This window comes from Cellulomonas sp. NPDC058312, from assembly GCF_042880135.1.
GTDB lineage: Bacteria > Actinomycetota > Actinomycetes > Actinomycetales > Cellulomonadaceae > Cellulomonas.
This window is the reverse complement of sequence record NZ_JBHVZE010000001.1, coordinates 882,792-902,498: the sequence shown is the minus strand read 5'-3', so window position 1 is coordinate 902,498 and position 19,707 is coordinate 882,792. Positions and strand designations below refer to the sequence as shown.

The window sequence follows — 19,707 nt, the reverse complement described above, 5'->3', positions numbered from 1 at the left end:
ACGACGGGGCGGCGCCGGGTGGGGGCACCTACCCACGACCCGGCGCCGCCCCGTCGACGGACGGCGTGCGGGGGTCAGGCCCCGCCGGCGTCCCCGCGCTGCTCGGCGAGGAACCGCTCGAACTCCTCGCCCAGCTCGTCGGCCGTCGGGATGTCCGCGGTCTCGGCGAGCAGGCTCGGGCGCCCGATGTTCCGGCTGAACGCGTCGTACTGCTGCTCGAGGGCCTGCACGACGGTCGCGACCTCGGGCGAGTCGTCGACCTGCCGGGTCACCTCGAGGAGCGTCTCCTCCGCGGCGGCGGTGAGCGCCCCGAGGTCGAGCTCGAGGCCCGCGGCGCGCTGCACGTGCTCCAGGCCGGTGATGCTGGCCTGCGGGTACGGCGACTGCGCGAGGTAGTGCGGGACGTGGACGGCGAAGCCCATCGCGTCGTGCCCGGACTGGCCGAGCCGGATCTCCAGCAGCGACCCGGCGTCCGCGGGGACCTGCACGCTGCCGAACCAGGACGTGTAGTCCGCCACCAGCTCGGGCCGGTTGGCGTGGGCGGTCACCGACAGCGGGCGGGTGTGCGGGATGCCCATGGGGATGCCGTGCATGCCGACCGTCAGCGGCACGTCGAACCGCTCGACGATCTGGCGCACCGCGGCCGCGAACCGCTCCCACTGGACGTCGGGCTCGACGCCGTGCAGCAGCAGGAACGGCACCCCGGCGGTGTCGCGCACGAGGTCGATCGCGAGGACCGGCTCGTCGTACTCGCCCCAGTGGTCGGACTCGAAGGTCACGGTCGGGCGCCGGGACCGGTAGTCGAGCAGCTGGTCGACGTCGAACGTCGCGAGCCGCTCGCCGCCGAGCTGCTCGGTCAGGTGCTCGCTCGCCAGGCGCCCGGCTCCGCCGGCGTCGACGAACCCGCGCACCGCGTGCACCAGCACCGGCCCGCTGCCACCCGCGGTCCGTGCCTCGACCTCGGCGGCGACCGCCGGGTCGACGTCGTAGATCTCGCTCGGATCGAGCATGGGTCCTCCTCGTGACGACGTGCTCGCCGCCCGTGCCGGACGGCGTTCCGCCAGCAAGAACACCTCCCGTCGCCCCGGTGTTCCCGGCCCCGGGTCCCGGTGGCCGACGGGGCGTGGCACGACGCCCCGCGGATGGGGGATGATGGTTGGCCGCTCGCGCCGGGTGACCACCTGGTCGACGCGCGGGCTGGTGCGGCGCGGGGCGCCGCGGGGACGACCGACGGGGAGCACGCGTGACGGGGATCGAGGCTCAGCTGGCGGCCGAGCAGGAGGTCGTGGACCGGCTGTACGCCCGGCTCGACGAGCTGCGGGCGGGGACCCGGGAGCGTCTGGCGGAGGTCCGCCGGGTCGGGCCGTCGGGCTCGCCGCAGAACCGGTCGGAGCGCGACGCGTTCGCGACGCTGTACGAGGACCGCCTGGCCCGGCTCGAGGCCGTCGAGGACCGGCTGGCGTTCGGCCGGCTGGACCTGCTGGACGAGGGCCGTCGCTACATCGGCCGCATCGGCCTGAACGACGACGAGCACGCGTCGATCCTCACCGACTGGCGCGCACCCGCGGCGCAGGCGTTCTACCGGGCGACCGCGGCCCACCCCGACGGCGTCGTGCAGCGCCGGCACCTGGTGACCCGGGGCCGTCGCGTCACCGGGCTCGAGGACGAGGTGCTCGACCTCGACGTGCTCGCCGACCCCGAGGCCGCCGACCGGCTGGGCGCCCTGTCCGGCGAGGGTGCGCTGCTCGCGGCGCTGGCGGCCCGGCGCACCGGCCGGATGGGTGACATCGTCGCGACCATCCAGGCGGAGCAGGACGCGATCATCCGCGCGGACCTCGCCGGGGCCCTCGTGGTCCAGGGCGGTCCGGGCACCGGCAAGACGGCCGTCGCGCTGCACCGCGCCGCCTACCTCCTGTACAACCACCGGCGCGTGCTGGAGCGCTCGGGCGTCCTGCTGCTCGGGCCGAGCCGCACGTTCCTGCGGTACATCGACCAGGTGCTGCCCTCCCTGGGTGAGACAGGCGTCGTGTCGACCACGGTCGGCGAGCTGTTCCCGGGCCTGGTCGCGACGGGCACCGAGCCCGACGCGGTCGCGGAGATCAAGGGCCGCACGGTGTGGAAGCGGATCGTCGAGCGCGCCGTGCGGCAGCGGCAGCGCGCCCCGGAGCAGCCGACGACCGTGAAGATCGACGGGCACACGATCGTCGTGCGCCCGAACGACGTGCGGTCCGCGATCGCGCACGCCCGCCGCGGCCACCGCCCGCACAACCAGGCCCGCGTCACGTTCGTCCGGGACATGCTCGGCCGGCTCGCGCAGCAGTACGTCGACCAGCTCGGCTGGTCGGTCGCGCCCGACGAGCGCGGCGAGATCATCGAGGAGCTGCGGACCACCCGCGAGATCCGGATCGCGCTCAACCTCGCGTGGATGCCGCTGACCCCGCAGGGCCTGATCTCGGGCCTGCTGTCGCGGCCCGCCCGCCTGGACGCCGCGGCGCCGGAGCTCTCGGCGCACGAGCGCGCCGCGCTGCTGCGGGCCGCGGACGCGCCGTGGACCGAGGCCGACGTGCCGCTGCTGGACGAGGCCGCGGAGCTGCTGGGCGAGGACGACCAGGCCGCGCGCGCGCAGGCGAAGCAGGACGCCGCGCAGCGCACCGCCGAGGTCGACTACGCCCGCCAGGTGCTCGAGCAGTCGGGCGGCGGGCTGGTGTCCGCCGAGCTGCTGGCCGACCGGTTCGCCTCGACCGGGCCCGCGCTGACCACGGCGGAGCGCGCCGCGGCCGACCGGACCTGGACCTACGGGCACGTGGTGGTCGACGAGGCCCAGGAGCTGTCGCCGATGGCGTGGCGGATGGTGCTGCGCCGCGTGCCGACGCGGTCGCTGACCGTGGTGGGCGACGTCGCGCAGACGTCGACGACGGCGGGGACCCGGCGCTGGGCGACGACGTTCGACCGGTTCCTGCAGGGCGGCTGGCGGCTCGCGGAGCTGACGGTCAACTACCGGACGCCCGCGTCCGTCGCACGGACCGCGGAGCGGGTCGGGCGCGCCGCGGGCCTGCCCCTGACGCCGACCACGTCCGCCCGCGACGTCGAGGACGCCCTGCGCACCGAGCACGTGGACGCCGCGGACGCCCCCGCGGCCACGGCCCGGCACGCGGCCGAGGCCCTCGCGGCGGTCCGGGACGCGAGCGGCGCGGGCCGGGTGGCGGTCATCGCCCCGCCGGAGCTGCTCCCGACGCTGGCCGCGGTGCTGCCGGGCGCCGGGTCGACCCGGACCGGCCTGCCGGACCTCGACGCCCCGCTGACGCTCATGACGCCGACGCAGAGCAAGGGCCTGGAGTTCGACGCGGTGGTCCTGGTCGAGCCCGCGGACGTCCTCAAGGGCGGCGCCGGCGACCTGTACGTCGCGATGACCCGGCCGACGCAGGCGCTGCACGTCGTGCACGCCCGGCCCCTGCCCGCCGGCTGGGACGGCGACGCCTGACCCGGGTGTCCGAGGACCGGGACCGGCTTGGAGCCCGGGCGGTTCCGGCGCACCATAGGGGCGTGCTACGCGCCCTGCTGCTCGAGAACCTGCATCCTCAGGCCCGCTCCATCCTGGAGGCGGCCGGCTACGAGGTCGTCACGCGCTCCGGCGCGCTCGACGAGTCCGAGCTCGCCGAGGCCCTCCAGGGGGTGCACCTGCTGGGCATCCGCTCCAAGACCCAGGTCACCGAGGCGGTGCTCGACGCCGCCACCGACCTGGTCGCGATCGGCGCGTACTGCATCGGCACCAACCAGGTGGACCTGCACGCGGCGGCGTCCCGGGGCGTCGCGGTGTTCAACGCGCCGTTCTCGAACACCCGCTCGGTGGTGGAGATCGCGCTGGCCGACATCATCGCACTGACCCGCCGGCTCACCGTGCTCGACCGGTCGATGCACGACGGCGTGTGGAACAAGTCCGCCGACGGCGCCCACGAGGTCCGCGGTCGCACGCTCGGCATCGTCGGGTACGGCAACATCGGCACCCAGCTGTCGGTGCTCGCGGAGAACCTCGGCATGTCCGTGGTGTTCTACGACACCGCCGAGAAGCTGGCGCTCGGCAACGCGCGCCGTGCGGAGACCCTGGACGAGCTGCTCGACGTCGCGGACATCGTGACGCTGCACGTCGACGGCCGCAGCGGCAACGCCGGCCTGTTCGGCGCCAAGCAGTTCGCCCGGATGCGCGAGGGCGCGATCTTCCTCAACCTGTCCCGCGGGTTCGTCGTGGACTACGCGGCCCTGCGCGACGCGGTGCTCGCGGGCCACGTGGCCGGCGCCGCGGTGGACGTGTTCCCCGTCGAGCCCAAGCGCAAGGGCGACCCGTTCGACTCCGAGCTACGCGGGCTGCCGAACGTCATCCTCACGCCCCACACCGGCGGGTCGACGGAGGAGGCGCAGGAGGCCATCGGGCAGTTCGTGTCGAACAAGCTGCGCGACTACCTCGCCACCGGCACCACGATGCTCAGCGTCAACCTGCCGAACCTCACGCTCGAGCGCCGCGAGGGCGTGCACCGGCTCGCGTACCTGCACCGCAACGTCCCCGGCGTGCTCGCCGCGGTCAACGCCACGCTCGCCGAGCACGGCGCGAACATCGAGGGCCAGCTGCTCGCGACCCGCGGCGAGGTCGGCTACGTGGTGACCGACGCCGTCGCCGTCGAGCGCGAGGTCGTCGAGGCGCTGCGCGCCCGCCCGGAGACGATCCGCCTGCGCGTGGTGTCCTGACCCCTGCGGTCGTCCGGCCGGTACGGTCGGGGTCGTGCACCTCGCCGACCCCGACCGCCACGACCGACTCCCCCTGCGCCGCGCGGGCCGCTCCGGGCTGGACCTGCCCGCGGCCACGCTGGGCCTGTGGCAGAACTTCGGCGACGCCACGCCGTTCGCCGACCAGCGCGCCCTCGTGCTGCGCGCCGTCGACCTCGGCGTCGTGCACCTGGACCTCGCGAACAACTACGGCCCGCCCCCGGGTGCGGCCGAGGAGAGCGTCGGCCGGCTGCTGGCCACCGACCTGGCGCCCTACCGCGACGAGCTCCTGATCGCGACGAAGGCCGGCTACCGGCAGTGGCCCGGCCCCTACGGCGAGTTCGGGTCGCGCAAGTACCTGCTCGCGTCGCTCGACCAGTCGCTGCGCCGGCTCGGCGTCGACCACGTCGACGTGTTCTACAGCCACCGGTTCGACCCGAGCACGCCGCTGGAGGAGACGATCGGCGCGCTGCGGACCGCCGTCGAGTCCGGGCGTGCGCGGTACGCGGGCATCTCGTCGTACTCGGCGTCCCGGACGCGCGAGGCGCTGGCCGTCGCCGCGTCGATGGGCCTGCCGCTGACCCTGCACCAGCCCTCGTACTCGATGCTGAACCGCTGGGTGGAGCAGCCGGACGCCGACGCGGGCGGCCGCAGCCTGCTCGACGTCGCCGGCGAGGCCGGGATGGGCGTGGTCGCGTTCTCGCCGCTCGCCCAGGGGCTGCTGACCCGCAAGTACCTCGACGGCGTCCCCGCGGACTCGCGGGCCGCGCAGGGAGGTCCGCTGCGGCCGGAGTACCTGAGCGAGGAGAACCTCGCGCGGGTGCGGGCGCTCGCCGAGGTCGCCGACGGGCGCGGGCAGACGCTCGCTCAGCTCGCGATCTCCTGGGTGCTGCGCGACCCGCGGGTGACGTCGGTGGCGCTCGGCGCGCGGACCGCCGCGCAGCTCGAGGAGAACCTCGCGGCGGTCCGGGCCGCCCCGCTGACCGACGCGGAGCTCGCGGAGATCGACCGGCACGCCGTCGACGGCGGGATCAACTTGTGGGGGTCGCGGTCCTCCGACCTGTGAGGTCGCGCCGGACCCGCGTGGCGCACCTCCCCGCGCGGCGTGCCGTGGCGACTGCCGTGCCTCCCCGCCCGACGCGTGCTACGCACACGTAACCTACGCATCCGTAGGTTACGGTGACACCGTGACCGACTTCTCTCGTCCCTGGCACGCGTCGTACGCCCCCGGCGTCCCCGCCGAGGCCGACGTGCCCGACGAGCCGCTGACCGCCGCCCTCGACCGCGCCGCCGCGTCCTGGCCGGACCGGGTCGCCGTCGACTTCCTCGGCGCCGCCACGACGTACGCCGAGCTGGCCGACGCCGTGTCCCGCGGGGCGACCGTGCTGCGCGACCTCGGGGTCCGCGCCGGCGACCGTGTCGCCATCGCCCTGCCGAACTGCACCTCGCACATGGTGGCGTTCTACGCCGCGCTGCGGCTCGGTGCGGTCGTCGTCGAGCACAACCCGACGTACACCGCCGCCGAGCTCGGCCACCAGCTCGCGGACTCCGGCTCGACGGTCGCCCTCGTCTGGGAGAAGGCCGTCGCCGCCGCGCTCGAGTCGCAGGCCACGACCGACGTGCGCACCGTCGTCGCGGTCGACGTGTCCGCCGACCTGCCGGCCGTCAAGCGCCTCGCGCTGCGGCTGCCGGTGCGGTCCGCCCGGGCCACCCGCGCCGCCCTGCGCTCGCCGCTGCCCGCCGGCACGCCCGTCTGGCACCGCCTGGTGGCCGACGCCGCCCCGCTGCCCGCCGACCACCCGCAGCCGGTGAGCTCCGACGTCGCGCTGCTGCAGTACACCGGCGGCACCACCGGCACGCCGAAGGCCGCCGTGCTCACGCACCGGAACCTCGTGGCGAACGCGGTGCAGGGCCAGGCGTGGACCCAGGCCGAGCCCGGCACCGAGACGATCTACGGCGTGCTGCCGTTCTTCCACGCGTTCGGCCTCACCCTGTGCCTGACCTACGCGACCCGGGTCGGCGCGACGCTCGTCGCGTTCCCGAAGTTCGACCCGGCCGCGGTCCTCGCCGCGCAGCGCCGGCGCCCCGGCACCTTCCTGCCCGCGGTCCCGCCGATGCTCGACCGGCTCGCCGCCGCCGCCGAGGCCAAGCACGCCGACCTCAGCTCGTTCCGGTACGCGATCTCCGGCGCGATGTCGCTGTCCCCCGCGACCGCGCAGCGCTGGGAGACCCTCACCGGCGGCCTCGTCATCGAGGGCTACGGCATGACCGAGACCTCGCCCGTCGCGCTGGGCAGCCCGCTGTCCGCGGACCGGCGCCCCGGCGCGCTCGGGCTGCCGTTCCCGAGCACCGACATCCGCGTGGTCGACCAGGAGGACCCGACCCGCGAGGTCGCCCCCGGCGAGCAGGGCGAGCTCCTGATCCGCGGTCCGCAGGTGTTCGCGGGCTACTGGGGCCGGCCCGAGGAGACCGCCGAGCAGCTGCTCGAGGACGGCTGGCTGCGCACCGGCGACGTCGTCCGCGTCGACGAGACCGGGTTCGTCGTCCTGGTGGACCGGATCAAGGAGATGATCGTCACCGGCGGGTTCAAGGTCTACCCGTCGCAGGTCGAGGACAAGCTCCGGGACATGCCGGGCGTCCGGGACGTCGCGGTCGTCGGCCTGCCCGGCGGCGACCTCGGGGAGAAGGTCGTCGCGGCGATCGTCACCGAGATCGGCGCGCACGTCGACATCGCCGCGATGCGCGAGTGGTGCAGCGAGCGGCTCGCCCGCTACGCCGTCCCGCGCGAGATCGTCATCCTCAAGGAGCTCCCCCGCTCCCAGATCGGCAAGGTCCTGCGCCGGGTCGTCCGCGACGACCTCATGGCGGCGGCCCGCCGCCTGATCCGCCCCTCCTGACCCGGCAGACTCCGGGCCGCGAGGGCGTACGCGACACCACGAGGGCGCAACCCAGGGGTTGCGCCCTCGTGGCGTCCGTTGCGCCCTCGCGGTGCCGGCTGCGCCCTCGCGGTGGGTCAGGACGCGGTGACCGGGAGGATGCGGTCCCACCAGGACAGGACGTGCTCGAAGCGCACGAGCCGGTGCTGCGGGCGGCCCGAGCGGGTGAGCTCGTGGCCCTCACCCGGGAACAGCAGCAGCTCCGCGGGGACACCACGGCGCTTGAGCTCGACGAACCAGCGCTGGCCCTGCTCGACCGGGCACCGCCAGTCCTGCTCCGAGTGGATCACCAGCGTCGGCGTGGTGACGCGGGCGACGTGCGCCATCGGCGACTGCGCGGCGACGGCCGCCCGGGACGCCTCGTCGTCGCCGTCCCCCAGGTACTCGAGCCCGAAGAACCAGCCGATGTCGCTCGACCCGACGAAGCTCACCGGGTCGAGGAAGCCCCGCTCCACGACCGCCCCGCGGAACCGGTCGGTCCGGGTGGTCAGCCACGCCGTCAGGTAGCCGCCGTACGAGCCGCCGAGGACGCCCACCCGCTCGTCGTCGAGCGCCGGGTCCTCCAGCGCGGCGTCGAGCAGCGCGAGCACGTCGTCCGTGTCCACGGTGCCGAAGGCGTGCCGGATGGCCGACCCGTGCGCCGACCCGTAGCCGGCGGAGCCGCGCGGGTTGCCGTAGACCACGGCGTAGCCGGCCTCGGCGAGCGTCTGCACCTCGTCGAACAGGGCCACCGTGTACTGCGCGTACGGGCCGCCGTGGATCATCAGCAGCGTCGGGTGCGGGTCCGGGTACCGCTCCGGGTCGGGCGTCACCACCCAGCCGTGCACCGGGTAGCCGTCGGGGGCGGTCGCCGTGACCTCGCGGGGCTCGCGGACCCGCCCGGTCGCGCGCAGCGGCGCCGACCAGTCGGTGAGCACGCGCGTCGCGCCGGTGCCGAGGTCGACGACGTGCACGTCGCCGGCGGTCGTGGGACCCGCGACGGTCGCGGCAGCCAGCGGGGCGCCGGTCGCGGCGTCGACGCCGTGCGCGACGACCGCACCGGTCACCAGGTCGTGGACGGTGCCGTCGGTCGCGACCTCGCGGAGCACGACGGTCCCGCGCTCCTGCACGCCGACGAGCACGCCGTCGGCGGTGACGGCGAACGTCCCCGGGTCGAGGTCGACCGCCTCCGCGTCCGTCAGCCGCTCCGGTGCCGCAGCGGCCTCGGGACCCGCCGACCCGGTGCGGAGCGCGAGGCGGTAGAGCCCCGTCTGCCGGGCGACGAAGTCGCGGCCCGACTCCCCCATGTCCTGGGCGAGCAGCCAGACGGCGGACCCGTCACGCGTGGGCAGCGCCGCGGCGACGGCGAGCGTGCTGCCCGCGTCGGCGTCGGTCAGCGGACGCAGGGCGTGGTTCGCGCCGGGCGCGGTGTCCACGACCGCGGCGTCGGCCCGCAGGTCGCTGTCGCGCGCGGCGTGCCGGGCGGCGACCGCCAGGACGTACCGGCCTCCCGGGAGCCAGGCGATCTGCTCGACGTCGACGTCGCCCGCGGTCACCTCGCGCGCGATCGGCGTGGCGCCCTCGCCCTCGGGCACGACCGAGCGCGCGGCCGGGTCGGCCGGGACGTCCACGACGAACAGCCGGCGGCGCTTGTCCCGCGTGAACCCGACGCCGTCGCCCCGGTAGGGCAGCTCCGTGATGTGGCGGGGGCGCTCGGCGGACGCGTCGTCGCCGTACCGTCCCTCCTCCGGGACCCGGGCCAGGAACGCGAGGGCGGAGCCGTCGGGCGACCAGCGCGCCGGGCCGGCCCCGAGCGGGGCGTCGGTGAGCCGCACGGGCTCGCCGCCCGCAGACTCGACGAGGTGGAGCTGGGGCCGGCCCTTCGGCTCGGCACGCAGGAACGCGACCCACCGGCCGTCGGGCGACAGACGCGGGTCGGTGTCCCGGTGCCCGCGGGTCAGCCGGACGGGCGGCGTGGAGCCGTCGGTGGGCACCCGCCAGAGCTGGCCGGTGTACTCGTCGGACTCGAGGTCGGGCGCGGTGCGGGCCACGACGACGAACGAGCCGTCGGGCGCCAGCGCGGGGGTGCCGGGTGCGTGCAGGAGCGACAGGTCAGCGGGGATCACCCATCGACCGTAGTACGACGCGCGCGCCCGCGGGGCGCGACCTCAGGCGCCCGGGACCGCCGGGGCCTCGGCGGCGGCGCGACGGGCGGCGTCGGCCTCCTCGTTCTCGGCGCGCAGGACCGTGATGGCCGCCTCGAAGTCGTCGAGCGAGCTGAACGCCTGGTAGACGCTCGCGAACCGCAGGTACGCGACCTCGTCCAGGTCGCGCAGCGGCCCGAGGATGGCCAGCCCGATCTCCGAGCCGTCGAGCTCCGCGCTGCCGCTCGCCCGCAGGGTCTCCTCGACGCGCTGGGCGAGCAGCGCGAGGTCGTCCTCGCTGACCGGGCGACCCTGGCAGGCCTTGCGGACGCCGTTGACGATCTTCTCCCGGCTGAACGGCTCGGTGGCGCCGGACCGCTTGACCACCGACAGGCTCGCGGTCTCGATCGTGGTGAACCGGCGGTTGCACTGGGGGCACTGCCGGCGTCGGCGGATCGACAGCCCGTCGTCGGACGTGCGGGAGTCCACGACGCGGGAGTCGGCATGACGGCAGAACGGGCAGTGCACGGGGTGCCTCCTGACGGTGCGTGGGCGGCACGGTCGGCGGGTGGCGGCTGCGCCGCGCCGGTCCGGACGCCCGGGACACCGTAGGACCCGTGCGCCAGCCGGTGCAACACGGGTTCGGCCGGGCACGGAGGCGCTGGTCAGGAGCCCCGGACGCCTCGAGACGCGCCAGACACCCCGGGACGACGACGAGGGTGGCCGCGTGCGCGGCCACCCTCGTGGGGACGCCCCCGTCCCGTCTCGTCCGGACGACTCGCCTCGTCCGGACGGTTGCTGCACGCCTCTGCGCCGGGCCCGAGAGCCACGACGACGACGCGTCCCTCGCGGCGAGCCCCCCAGCCAGCCGTTCGAGGTGGCACCACCCTAGGGGCGCCCGTGGCAATTACGCAAGCACCTGCTCACGTAATCCACCCGCGGCGTTCTCGTGCCTGACCTGGGCGTGGGCGCGAGCCCTCGAACCGCCTCAGTCGGCCGGGAGGAGCAGCACCTGACCCGCGACGAGCGACCCGTCCGCGAGGCCGTTGAGCTCCTGGAGCTCCGCGACGACGTCCCGGACGTCCTCGCCCGGCGCCGTCACACCCGCGGCGATCTGCCACAGCGTCTCCCCCGACTGCACGGCGTGCGTGACGACCTCGACCGCGCGCTCCGGGCCGTCGGCGACCGCCTGTCCACCGAGCACGCCGGCCATGACCACCAGCAGCCCGAGCAGCACGAGCACCGCCCGCCCCCGGCGGGTCAGCCGCAACGGGGCGGGCGCGACCGGCACCGCGGCCGACCGGACGGCCCGGGGTCGCTCCGGGAGCGAGGTCACGTCCGGCACGACGACGAGGTGCCGCACCGGGCGCGCGCCCGAGCGCCCCGCGGACGCGGACGCGGACGCGGACCACGAACCCACGGGCCGCGATCCCGCCGGCCGCGACCCCGTCGAGGCGGTCCGCACGACGGGCTTCGCCGTGGTCCACGGCTGCGCTGCGATGGCGCTCATCCCCACCACTTCCCTCCTGGGCCGCGACGCGACCTCGATCTGCTGTGCTGCACCGCGCCCGACACCGGGTCGAACACCTGTTCGTTCGAACGTCTGTACGAAACTGAACCACACCCCGGGTGGGATGTCGAGACACGATCGAACAGGTGTTTGATCCACCCGCCCGGGCGCCCTACTCTCGTGACGTCGGGAGAAGCGCACCACGAGGCACTGACACGACCGCCCGGCAGCGTCGTGACCAGCACGGACCGCCTCGGGTGCGGAGCACGACGGACGGGTGCGGCGGGCACCGGCGTCGCGAGGACGGGAGCGGACATGACGAGCGAGGCAGCGGGCGCCACGGCGCCGGCCGAGGACGGCGGCGTCGCGGAGCTCGGCGGGGGCGACGGCCTCACGCCGCGCCAGCGGCTCGTGCTCGAGACCGTGCGCGCCTCCGTGGAGAGCCGCGGCTACCCGCCGAGCATGCGCGAGATCGGCGACGCGGTCGGGCTGACCAGCCCGTCGAGCGTCAAGCACCAGCTCACCGCGCTCGAGCGCAAGGGCTACCTGCGCCGCGACCCGAACCGGCCGCGCGCGATCGAGGTCGTGCAGCCCGACGACTCCCGGGGCGTCGCCGCCCTGCCGGGCGCGCCCGGTCTCCGGGCGACCGGCGCCGGCGGGCTCGGCGACGAGGACAGCGCGGCGCGCGACGGTGCGCCCGAGGCCGCGTACGTCCCGGTCGTCGGCCGGATCGCCGCCGGCGGGCCGATCCTCGCGGAGCAGCTCGTGGAGGACGTGTTCCCGCTGCCGCGGCAGCTCGTGGGATCCGGCGAGCTGTTCCTGCTCAAGGTCGTCGGCGACTCGATGATCGACGCGGCCATCTGCGACGGGGACTGGGTGGTCGTCCGGCGCCAGCCGGTCGCCGAGAACGGGGAGATCGTCGCCGCGATGCTCGACGGCGAGGCCACGGTCAAGACGCTCCGCCGCACGGACGGCCACGTCTGGCTCATGCCGCAGAACCCCGCGTACTCCCCCATCGACGGCGACCACGCGCAGGTGCTCGGCCGCGTCGTCTCGGTGCTGCGCAGCCTCTGACCGGCCACGGCGTGGTGCGGGGCGGCCCGTCGGTCGTGCCATCCTGGCGCGCATGACCCACCGGGCCGACGTGCCGACCCCCGCCGACCAGACCCCGCCCGCCGGCCACGCGTCCGGGCCCGCCGCTCCGCCGCAGCCGGTGCGCGTGCTGGGCACCGGCGTGCACGAGCCCGCCGTCGTGGTCTCGTCCGCGGAGCTCGACGAGCGGTTCGGCCGCCCGCCCGGCACCTCCGCCGCCCGGTCCGGCGTGACGTCCCGCCGGTGGGCCGGCCCGGGCGAGACGTCCTCGCGGATGGCGGCGTCCGCGGTCGCCGCCGCACTGGCCGCCGCCGGGCTGGACGTCGCGGACCTGGACGCCCTGATCGTGTCCGCGGTCGCGCCCGAGCAGCCGATGCCGACCACCGCCGTGCTCACGCTCGCGGCCCTGGAGGCGCCCGGCGGCGCGTGCGAGGCGTTCGACGTGAACGCGTCCTGCGTGGGGTTCCTGACCGCGTTCGGCATCGCGGCGTCGGGCATCGCGACCGGCCGGTGGCGCCGGGTGGCCGTCGTGGCGACCGAGCTCGCGTCCCGCGGCCTGGACCACACCGAGCCGGAGAGCAGCGCCCTGTTCGGCGACGGGGCCGCGGCGGTGGTCCTGGGGCCCGCGGAGCCGGGCGAGTCCTCCGCGGTGCTCGCCGCGCGCTCGGCGACCTGGCCCGAGGCCTGGCGGGCGTGCCGGATCGAGGCGGGCGGCACGCGGTGGAACGCGATGGACCCGCCCCCGGACCCGTCGGCGTACCTGTTCCGGATGGACGGCGCCGTGCTGCTGCGGCACGTGGCCCGGACCGTGCCGGCGTTCCTGCGCGACGTCGAGCGCCGCGCCGGCGTCACGCCGCAGGACGTCGACGTCCTGGTCCCGCACCAGGCGAGCGGCGTCGGGCTGCGCTACCTGCGCGAGCGCACCGGGGTCCGCGCGGACGCCGTGGTCGACGTGCTGGCGGACCACGGCAACCAGGTGTCCGCGTCCGTGCCCACCGCGCTGCACCACGCCGTCGCCTCGGGCCGGCTGCGGCGCGGCGACACGGCCCTGCTGCTCGGCACCGGTGCCGGGCTCACCCTGTCCGCGATCGTCCTGAGGTACTGACCGTGCGCGTCTCGCTGCTCACCGCCGGGTGGACCACCCACCCCGCCGGCATCGCCCGTCGCGGCGCGGGCCGTGCGCCCGTCCGCTTCCCCGCCCTCGTGGTCGTCGTGGAGCACCCCGACGGGGTCGTGCTGTTCGACACCGGGTACGCGCCACGGGTCCGCGAGGCGATGGCCCGCGGCCTCGACCGCGTGTACGGCGGCCTGCTGCCGGTGCACGTCGAGCCCGACGCGTCTGCGGCCGCCCAGCTCGCGGCGCGGGGCGTCGACCCCGCGGGCGTCCGGTACGTCGTGCTGTCGCACCTGCACGCGGACCACGTGGGCGGGCTGCTGGACTTCCCGGCGGCGCGGGTGGTCGCCGACCCGGACGCGGTCGCGCTCGCCCGCCGGGTGCGGGGGTTCGGCCGGCTGCGGCGCGGCCTCCTGCCGGCCCTGCTCCCCGACGACCTGCCGGACCGGCTGGTGGACCCGGCGTCGCTGCCGCCGGCCGCGGCGGCGGACCTCGACCCGCTGACCGGCGCGCGCGACCTGCTGGGCGACGGCCGGCTGCTCGTCGTGCCGCTGCCCGGGCACAGCGCGGGGCACCTCGGCCTGGTGGTCCGGACACCCGGCGCCGACCTCGTCCTGGTCGGCGACGCCGCGTGGCACACCCGCGCCGTCACGCACGGCGAGCTGCCGCACCCGGTGGCGCGCGCCGTCACCGCCGACTGGGCGGCCTACCGCGGGACGCTGGCCGCGCTCGACGACCTGGCCCGCCGGCGCACCGGGGTGCTGGTGCTGCCGTCCCACGACGAGGACGCGATCGCGGCGGCGCGCGCGGTGCTGGGCGGGTGAGCCGGGCCCGGGTGCTCTGGCACTACGCGCACGCGCGGCGACGCCGGTTCGCCGACCGTGCCGCCCTCGAGCGCTGGCAGGAGCGGCACCTGCGGGGCGTGCTGGCCCGGGCGCCGCACCGGTACGCCGCGTACGCGGGCACCGCGCCCCGGACGCTGGCCGACCTGCCGGTGCTGGACAAGCCCGACGTGCTGGCGCGGTTCGCGGGGCTGAACACGCGGGGCGTCGGTCTCGAGGAGTGCGTCACGGCCGCGCGGGCCGCGGAGCGCGGTCGCGACTTCGGCACCACCCTGCGCGGTCTGTCCGTCGGGCTGTCGTCCGGCACCTCCGGGCAGCAGACCGCGTTCCTCACGTCCGCGGCCGAGCGGGACCGCTGGGCCGGCGAGGTGCTGGCCCGCGCACTGCCGGACGGTCTGCTCGCGGGGGCCCGCGTGACCCTGGTGCTGCGGGCCGGCGGGCCGCTGTACGAGTCGGTGGACGGCGGCCGGGTGCAGTTCCGGTTCGTGGACCTGGCGCTGCCGGTGGACGCGCTGGTCGCCGAGGTGGTCGCCGCCGCGCCCACGGTGCTGGTCGCGCCGCCCTCGGTCCTGGTGCTGCTCGCCCGGGCGGGCGTCCGGCTGCCGCTGCGGCGCGTACTGTCGGTCGCCGAGGTGCTCGACCCGCACGACCGCCGGACCGTCGAGGCGGCGTTCGGGCTGCGCGTCGACCAGGTCTACCAGGCGGCGGAGGGGTTCCTCGGGATCAGCTGCGCCGACGGGCGGCTGCACCTGGCCGAGGACCTGGTCGTGGTCGAGCGGGAGCCCGTGGGACCGCCCGCCGACCGCCGGTTCGTCCCCGTGGTGACCGACCTGTTCCGCACCAGCCAGGCGGTGCTCCGGCGCCGCCTCGGGGACGTGCTGGTCGCGGGCGACGCGTGCCCGTGCGGCGACCCGCGCCAGGTCGTCGACGAGGTGCTGGGCCGCGCCGACGACCTGCTGTGGCTCCCCGGCGGCGACGGCGTCCCGGCGCCGCTGTTCCCGGACTTCGTGCGGGCGGCGGTGCTGGCGGCACCCGGCGTGCGGGACTTCCGGGTGGTGCAGCACGCCGCCGCCGGCCTGACGCTCGCGGTCGAGCCCGCCGACGCGTTCCCCGGCGCACGGGACGGCCTGGTGGCCGCGGTCGCCCGCGCCGGGCTGGGGCCGGTGGCCATCACGCCCGGCGGCATCGAGCCGACCGGGCCGCTGGTCAAGCTCCGGCGGGTGCGTCGGGAGCCGCACGTCCCGGCGCCGGCGGCAGCGGCCGGCCCGCCAGCAGGGCGCTGACCGCCGCGTCCACCGCACCGACCGGGTCGTACGCGGCCGCCGCGGCCGCGAGCCGGACCAGCGAGCCGCGGTCGGCCGCGAGCACGGACCGCAGCGCGTCGGCCGCCGCGCGGGTGCCGAGGCGACGCACCCGGACCCCCGCACCCGCGGCGACCACCCGCGCGGCGAAGTCGAACTGGTCGTAGTCCTGGGGGCACACGACCGCGGGCACCCCGGCGCGGACGGCGCTGTACAGGATCCCTGCGCCGCCGTGGTGGACGACCGCGTCGCATCGCGGCAGCACGGCGTCGTAGGGCAGGTGGCCGAACACGTGCAGGCCCGGCTCGACGTGCACCGGGCGCGCCTGCCGCCGCGCGGCGTCCCCGAGGCTGACCACCACGGTCCGACCCCCGGCCGCGGCGACGAGGCCCCGGGCCTGCGCGACGAGGTCCCGCTTGGCCCAGTGCAGGTGCGTGCCGAGGGTCACCAGCACCAGCCGGCCGTCGGGCAGCACCGGCGGCTGCGGCCACGGCTCGGGCGTCGCGGTGACCGGGCCGATCATCCGGAACGCCGCGGGCCAGTCCCGCGGCAGCTCCAGCTCGGACATCCCCAGCCCGAGGACCGCCGTCGGCGAGTACGCCGCCTCCGAGCCGTCCGGGCGGTACACCCCCACCCCCGCCGCGCGGAACTGCCGGGCGAGCGCGACCTGCATCCCGCGCTTGGCGGCGCGGGTGGCGGTGCGCCCGACGGCGTCGCGGGCCCGGTGGCCGGCGTGCCGCGCCGGGCCCCAGCCACCGAGGTACGACGGCGTGCCGGAGCGGGTCTCCAGCGCCAGCGGCGTCGGCATGGTGGTCAGCCACGGCAGGCCGTGCCGCTCGGCGACCAGGCCCGCGACCGGCGCGGTGAAGTCCGCGAGCACGGCGTCGTGGCCGTCCCGCCGGACCAGGGCGTCGAGCTCGGCGTCGGCGCGGGGCAGCAGCGCGAGGTTCGCCCGCAGCTGGCGGGTCAGCAGCAGCGGGTTCGACCGGACCGGGCCGGGGGTGTCGGAGATCCGGTCGAAGACGCCGGGGTCGTCGGCGAGCAGCGGGTGGACCTCGAAGCCGTGCGCGCGCACCGCGTCGGCCTTCGCGGCGCCGGTGGCGAACCGGATGTCGTAGCCCCGCGCGCGCAGACCGCGCCCGAGGGTCAGCAGCGGGTTGAGGTGCCCCGCGAACGGCGGGGCCGCGAGCAGCAGGCGCGGGCCGGTCACGGGACCTCCTCCGGGCGGGGTACCAGCGCCCGCACCGCCGCGACCGCAGCGGGGCCGGTCGCCGCGTCGAGGTGACCGCCGGGGACGACGACGTCGACCGGCCCCCGGTACCCGAGGCGGCTGACCCGGTCGCGCTCGCCGCGCACGACGCGCACGTGCCACCGGGCCCCGGGCCGCAGCGCCGCGCCCACGGGGCCCAGCGCCACCACGTGCACGGTGAGCCCCGCCGGGACCCGCACCAGCGGCGCCGCGACGCCGAGCAGCTGCGCCCCGGTGCTGCCGCACAGCAGCAGCAGCCGGTCGGCGGTGCCGTCGAGGACGGGCTGCAGGTGCCGCGCGACCTGGTGGGCGAACCGGCCGCCGGGCCGGGCCGCGAGGTGCTGCGCGGCGTTCCGGGCAGACGCCAGCGGGAGCGCGACCCGGCGGTACTCCCCGGTCGTGGCCGCCTCGGTCCAGGGCAGACCGAGCCGCAGCGGCTCCCACCCGTCGACGGCCAGCGCGTCGAGCACCGCGTCCTGGGCCGGCGACAGGCGGGAGTGCGTCCAGGAGCTCTGCCCGGTGAGCCAGGCCGCGCGGGCCGGCAGCGGGGTGGCCGGGTCGACGACGCTCGGCGACGCCGCGTGCCGGTCGAGCCACCTCACGCGTGCCCCGTCGTCCGGGCGGCGCTCGTCGCGGCCGCTCTCGTGCGCGCCGATCTCGTGCGCGCCGATCTCGTTCGCGCCGGCCCCACGCGTCCCCGCGTCACGCCGTCGACCCGACGCCCACGCGCACCCGCCGCCCGCGCCAGACCACGCTGCGCGGGCCGAGGGCCGCCGAGACCGCGTGCAGCGGCGTCAGCACGGCCGCCACGGGCTCCAGCAGCACGCCCAGGGTCCCCTGCGCTCCGGCGCCGAGCCGGCCCCGCAGCTCCCGGGTCGCGACCGCGGTGCCCAGCAGCACGACGGCGGTGGCGGCCCCCGCGCGCGGCGACCGTGCGGCGCACGCCAGCGCCACCGCCGCGGCGGGCAGGACGCTCGGCAGGCCCGCGAGCACCGCCAGCCGCGGGCTCGGGTCGCGCCGCACCACCTCGCCGGCGAACAGCAGCCAGCGGCGCATCAGCCGGGCGTACGCGAGCGGGCCGGGGACGGTGGTCGCGAGCTCGGCCGGCTGGGCGGTCTGCACGATCCGCAGTCCGCGCGCGCGGTACGCCCGGGCCAGGGCGTAGTCGTCGCAGGTCGCGTCGACCACCGCGGCGAGGCCGCCGACCGCGCGCAGCGCGTCCTGCCGGGTCAGCAGCACCATGCCGTTGACCGTCACGGGCGGTCCGGTGCGGGCCATCGGCAGGTAGGTCACGAGGGCGGAGCCGTTGACGAACGCCGCGACCAGCCGGGACCACAGCCCGCCCTGCTCGCGGTACACCGGGATGCCGGTGACCAGGTCCGCGCCCGCGGCGAGCGCGCCGGCCAACCGCTCGAGCCCGCCCGGCGGGAGCACCGTGTCGTCGTCGAGCAGCCCGACCACCGGGCCCGCGCCCGGGGCGACGACCGCGAGCTTGTGCACCTTGGGGTTCACGCCGGGCGGGGGCGCCGCGCAGGTCAGGACCTGGACGTGCGGCCCCGCGGCGGTGGCGCGCGTCGCCGCGTCGAGGCCCGCGGGGTCGTCGTCGTCGACCAGCAGCAGCACCCGCGCCGGCGCCAGGGTGGCCGCCGACCGCGCCAGCGTGGCGGGCAGCAGGGGGTCCCCGGACCGGACCGGGACCAGGACGGTGACGTCGTCGACGGGCGCCTCGGTCGGGGGCTCCGCGACGGCGCGGGCGGCGGAGACCAGCCGGACGGCGGCCAGGCCCGCCAGCATCCCGGTGACCGCGAGCGCCGCGACCTCAGCCGTGCGCACGCGCGATCCGGTCCACGCTCTCGTCCAGGGACACCGCGGGCGCGCCGAGGTCGCGCAGCGTGCGGGACACGTCGAAGGTCTTGGAACGCGAGAGCACGGACACCCCGAACCGGGTGATCGGCGGCTCGCGCCAGCCCAGGAACGTCGCGGACACCTGCTCCCCCGCCCCGGCGAGGGCCCGGACCAGCGCGGGCGGGACCCGCACCGTGCGCGGCTCGGCACCGAGCCGCCTCAGCACGCCGAGCAGGAACGGGTACAGGTCGACCGGCTCGGCGTTGGTCACGTGGTAGAGCCCCTCGACGCGACGCTCGACGGCCTCCGTGAGGTAGTGGGCGGCGGTGTGCACGTCCGTCAGGTCGATCCGCACCGGCGGTCGGCCCGGGCGCTCCAGCAGCGGGAGCACGCCGCCGCGGGCCAGGCGCAGGATCCGCGGCAGCAGCACGGTGTCCCCGACCCCGAACACGGCCCGCGGCCGCAGCACCGCGTGCGGGCCGTCGTACCGGGCGACGACCCGCTCGCTGATCCGCTTGGTGCGGGCGTACACGTTGATCTGCTCCGCGTCCGGCGGGACGGGGCTGGCCTCGGTGAGGTCGAGCTGGTCGGCGTCGCGGTAGAGCACCGAGGAGCTCGACACGTGCACCAGGTGCGGGTGCCCGTGCGCGGCGGCCCAGCGCACGACGTTGCGGGTGCCGTCGACGTTCGCGGCGACGAACGCGCGCGGGTGCGCCCACGGGGAGGCGAGCGCGGCGCAGTGGATCACCGCGTCGACGTCGCCCGGGACGACGCCGTCGAGCAGCGGCTCGGCGAGGTCGTGCCGCACGTACGCGTCGACGGGGGTGCTCGGGGACGCCGCGCGGCCGAGGCCGACGACCTCCCAGCCGCGCGCGTGGGCGTCGGCGACGACCCGCCCGCCGAGGAAGCCGTTGGACCCGGTGAGCAGCACGCGCAT

At 76.8% G+C, this 19,707-nt stretch carries 16 protein-coding genes; 8 read left to right on the top strand and 8 right to left on the bottom strand.

Annotation, left to right across the window (positions count from 1 at the left end; translation table 11 throughout):
* Window positions 1–74: 74 nt before the first annotated feature.
* Window positions 75–1,010 (bottom strand): proteasome assembly chaperone family protein, encoded by a 936-nt coding sequence (locus tag ACFVXN_RS04035; protein WP_389227604.1) that lies wholly within the window; start codon window positions 1,008–1,010, stop codon window positions 75–77.
* A gap of 233 nt (window positions 1,011–1,243) precedes the next feature.
* On the opposite strand from ACFVXN_RS04035, the gene ACFVXN_RS04030 reads away from it, so the two are divergent.
* From ACFVXN_RS04030 to ACFVXN_RS04015, 4 genes are all read left to right on the top strand, one after another.
* Complete coding sequence (locus tag ACFVXN_RS04030; RefSeq protein ID WP_389227602.1) at window positions 1,244–3,481, top strand: HelD family protein; 2,238 nt, start codon at window positions 1,244–1,246, stop codon at window positions 3,479–3,481.
* A gap of 62 nt (window positions 3,482–3,543) precedes the next feature.
* The gene (gene serA / locus ACFVXN_RS04025; protein ID WP_389227599.1) at window positions 3,544–4,740 is read left to right on the top strand and encodes a phosphoglycerate dehydrogenase; all 1,197 of its coding nucleotides are present in this window, start codon (window positions 3,544–3,546) and stop codon (window positions 4,738–4,740) included.
* A gap of 34 nt (window positions 4,741–4,774) precedes the next feature.
* Window positions 4,775–5,824, top strand: a complete 1,050-nt coding sequence (locus tag ACFVXN_RS04020) for an aldo/keto reductase (protein ID WP_389227596.1) — start codon at window positions 4,775–4,777, stop codon at window positions 5,822–5,824.
* A gap of 121 nt (window positions 5,825–5,945) precedes the next feature.
* Window positions 5,946–7,655 carry an AMP-binding protein gene (locus tag ACFVXN_RS04015; RefSeq protein ID WP_389227593.1) on the top strand — a complete coding sequence of 570 codons (1,710 nt, stop codon included), beginning with the start codon at window positions 5,946–5,948 and terminating at the stop codon, window positions 7,653–7,655.
* Window positions 7,656–7,771: 116 nt separating this feature from the next.
* Here the strand turns inward: ACFVXN_RS04015 and ACFVXN_RS04010 are convergent, their stop codons facing one another.
* The 3 genes from ACFVXN_RS04010 to ACFVXN_RS04000 form a co-directional block, all read right to left on the bottom strand.
* The gene (locus ACFVXN_RS04010; protein ID WP_389227590.1) at window positions 7,772–9,799 is read right to left on the bottom strand and encodes a S9 family peptidase; all 2,028 of its coding nucleotides are present in this window, start codon (window positions 9,797–9,799) and stop codon (window positions 7,772–7,774) included.
* A gap of 42 nt (window positions 9,800–9,841) precedes the next feature.
* Window positions 9,842–10,345, bottom strand: coding sequence for a transcriptional regulator NrdR (gene nrdR, locus ACFVXN_RS04005; RefSeq protein ID WP_389227587.1), 504 nt, complete (start codon window positions 10,343–10,345; stop codon window positions 9,842–9,844).
* Between the two features lie 460 nt (window positions 10,346–10,805).
* Window positions 10,806–11,327, bottom strand: coding sequence for a LysM peptidoglycan-binding domain-containing protein (locus ACFVXN_RS04000; protein WP_389227584.1), 522 nt, complete (start codon window positions 11,325–11,327; stop codon window positions 10,806–10,808).
* Window positions 11,328–11,642: 315 nt separating this feature from the next.
* Here ACFVXN_RS04000 and lexA point away from each other — a divergent pair, with 315 nt between their 5' ends.
* From lexA to ACFVXN_RS03980, 4 genes are read left to right on the top strand one after another with little or no spacing between them, the layout of a single operon-like run.
* Window positions 11,643–12,401 (top strand): transcriptional repressor LexA, encoded by a 759-nt coding sequence (gene lexA, locus ACFVXN_RS03995; RefSeq protein ID WP_389227580.1) that lies wholly within the window; start codon window positions 11,643–11,645, stop codon window positions 12,399–12,401.
* Window positions 12,402–12,453: 52 nt separating this feature from the next.
* A complete protein-coding gene (locus ACFVXN_RS03990) occupies window positions 12,454–13,524 on the top strand; it encodes a 3-oxoacyl-ACP synthase III family protein (RefSeq protein ID WP_389227577.1) in 1,071 nt (356 codons plus the stop codon).
* Window positions 13,525–13,526: 2 nt separating this feature from the next.
* Complete coding sequence (locus ACFVXN_RS03985) at window positions 13,527–14,357, top strand: MBL fold metallo-hydrolase (RefSeq protein WP_389227574.1); 831 nt, start codon at window positions 13,527–13,529, stop codon at window positions 14,355–14,357.
* The gene (locus tag ACFVXN_RS03980) at window positions 14,354–15,658 is read left to right on the top strand and encodes a F390 synthetase-related protein (protein ID WP_389227571.1); all 1,305 of its coding nucleotides are present in this window, start codon (window positions 14,354–14,356) and stop codon (window positions 15,656–15,658) included. The genes ACFVXN_RS03985 and ACFVXN_RS03980 overlap by 4 nt, the downstream gene beginning before the upstream one ends.
* Here the strand turns inward: ACFVXN_RS03980 and ACFVXN_RS03975 are convergent.
* The 4 genes from ACFVXN_RS03975 to ACFVXN_RS03960 all read right to left on the bottom strand — a co-directional run bounded on the left by ACFVXN_RS03975 (window position 15,582) and on the right by ACFVXN_RS03960 (window position 19,707).
* Entirely contained in the window at window positions 15,582–16,886 is a 1,305-nt protein-coding gene (locus ACFVXN_RS03975; RefSeq protein WP_389227568.1) for a glycosyltransferase, read from the bottom strand. The genes ACFVXN_RS03980 and ACFVXN_RS03975 overlap by 77 nt on opposite strands.
* Complete coding sequence (locus tag ACFVXN_RS03970; protein WP_389227565.1) at window positions 16,883–17,527, bottom strand: hypothetical protein; 645 nt, start codon at window positions 17,525–17,527, stop codon at window positions 16,883–16,885. The genes ACFVXN_RS03975 and ACFVXN_RS03970 overlap by 4 nt, the downstream gene beginning before the upstream one ends.
* 100 nt (window positions 17,528–17,627) lie before the next feature.
* Window positions 17,628–18,758 (bottom strand): glycosyltransferase, encoded by a 1,131-nt coding sequence (locus tag ACFVXN_RS03965; RefSeq protein WP_389227562.1) that lies wholly within the window; start codon window positions 18,756–18,758, stop codon window positions 17,628–17,630.
* A complete protein-coding gene (locus ACFVXN_RS03960; RefSeq protein WP_389227559.1) occupies window positions 18,745–19,707 on the bottom strand; it encodes an NAD-dependent epimerase/dehydratase family protein in 963 nt (320 codons plus the stop codon). The genes ACFVXN_RS03965 and ACFVXN_RS03960 overlap by 14 nt, the downstream gene beginning before the upstream one ends.

What these genes read in the sequence shown, in the direction of transcription:
- ACFVXN_RS04000 (WP_389227584.1), bottom strand. Translation starts at nt 11,327, where the DNA reads ATGAGCGCCATCGCAGCGCAGCCGTGGACCACGGCGAAGCCCGTCGTG.
- ACFVXN_RS03960 (WP_389227559.1), bottom strand. Translation starts at nt 19,707, where the DNA reads ATGCGCGTGCTGCTCACCGGGTCCAACGGCTTCCTCGGCGGGCGGGTC.
- ACFVXN_RS04035 (WP_389227604.1), bottom strand. Translation starts at nt 1,010, where the DNA reads ATGCTCGATCCGAGCGAGATCTACGACGTCGACCCGGCGGTCGCCGCC.
- lexA (WP_389227580.1), top strand. Translation starts at nt 11,643, where the DNA reads ATGACGAGCGAGGCAGCGGGCGCCACGGCGCCGGCCGAGGACGGCGGC.
- ACFVXN_RS03990 (WP_389227577.1), top strand. Translation starts at nt 12,454, where the DNA reads ATGACCCACCGGGCCGACGTGCCGACCCCCGCCGACCAGACCCCGCCC.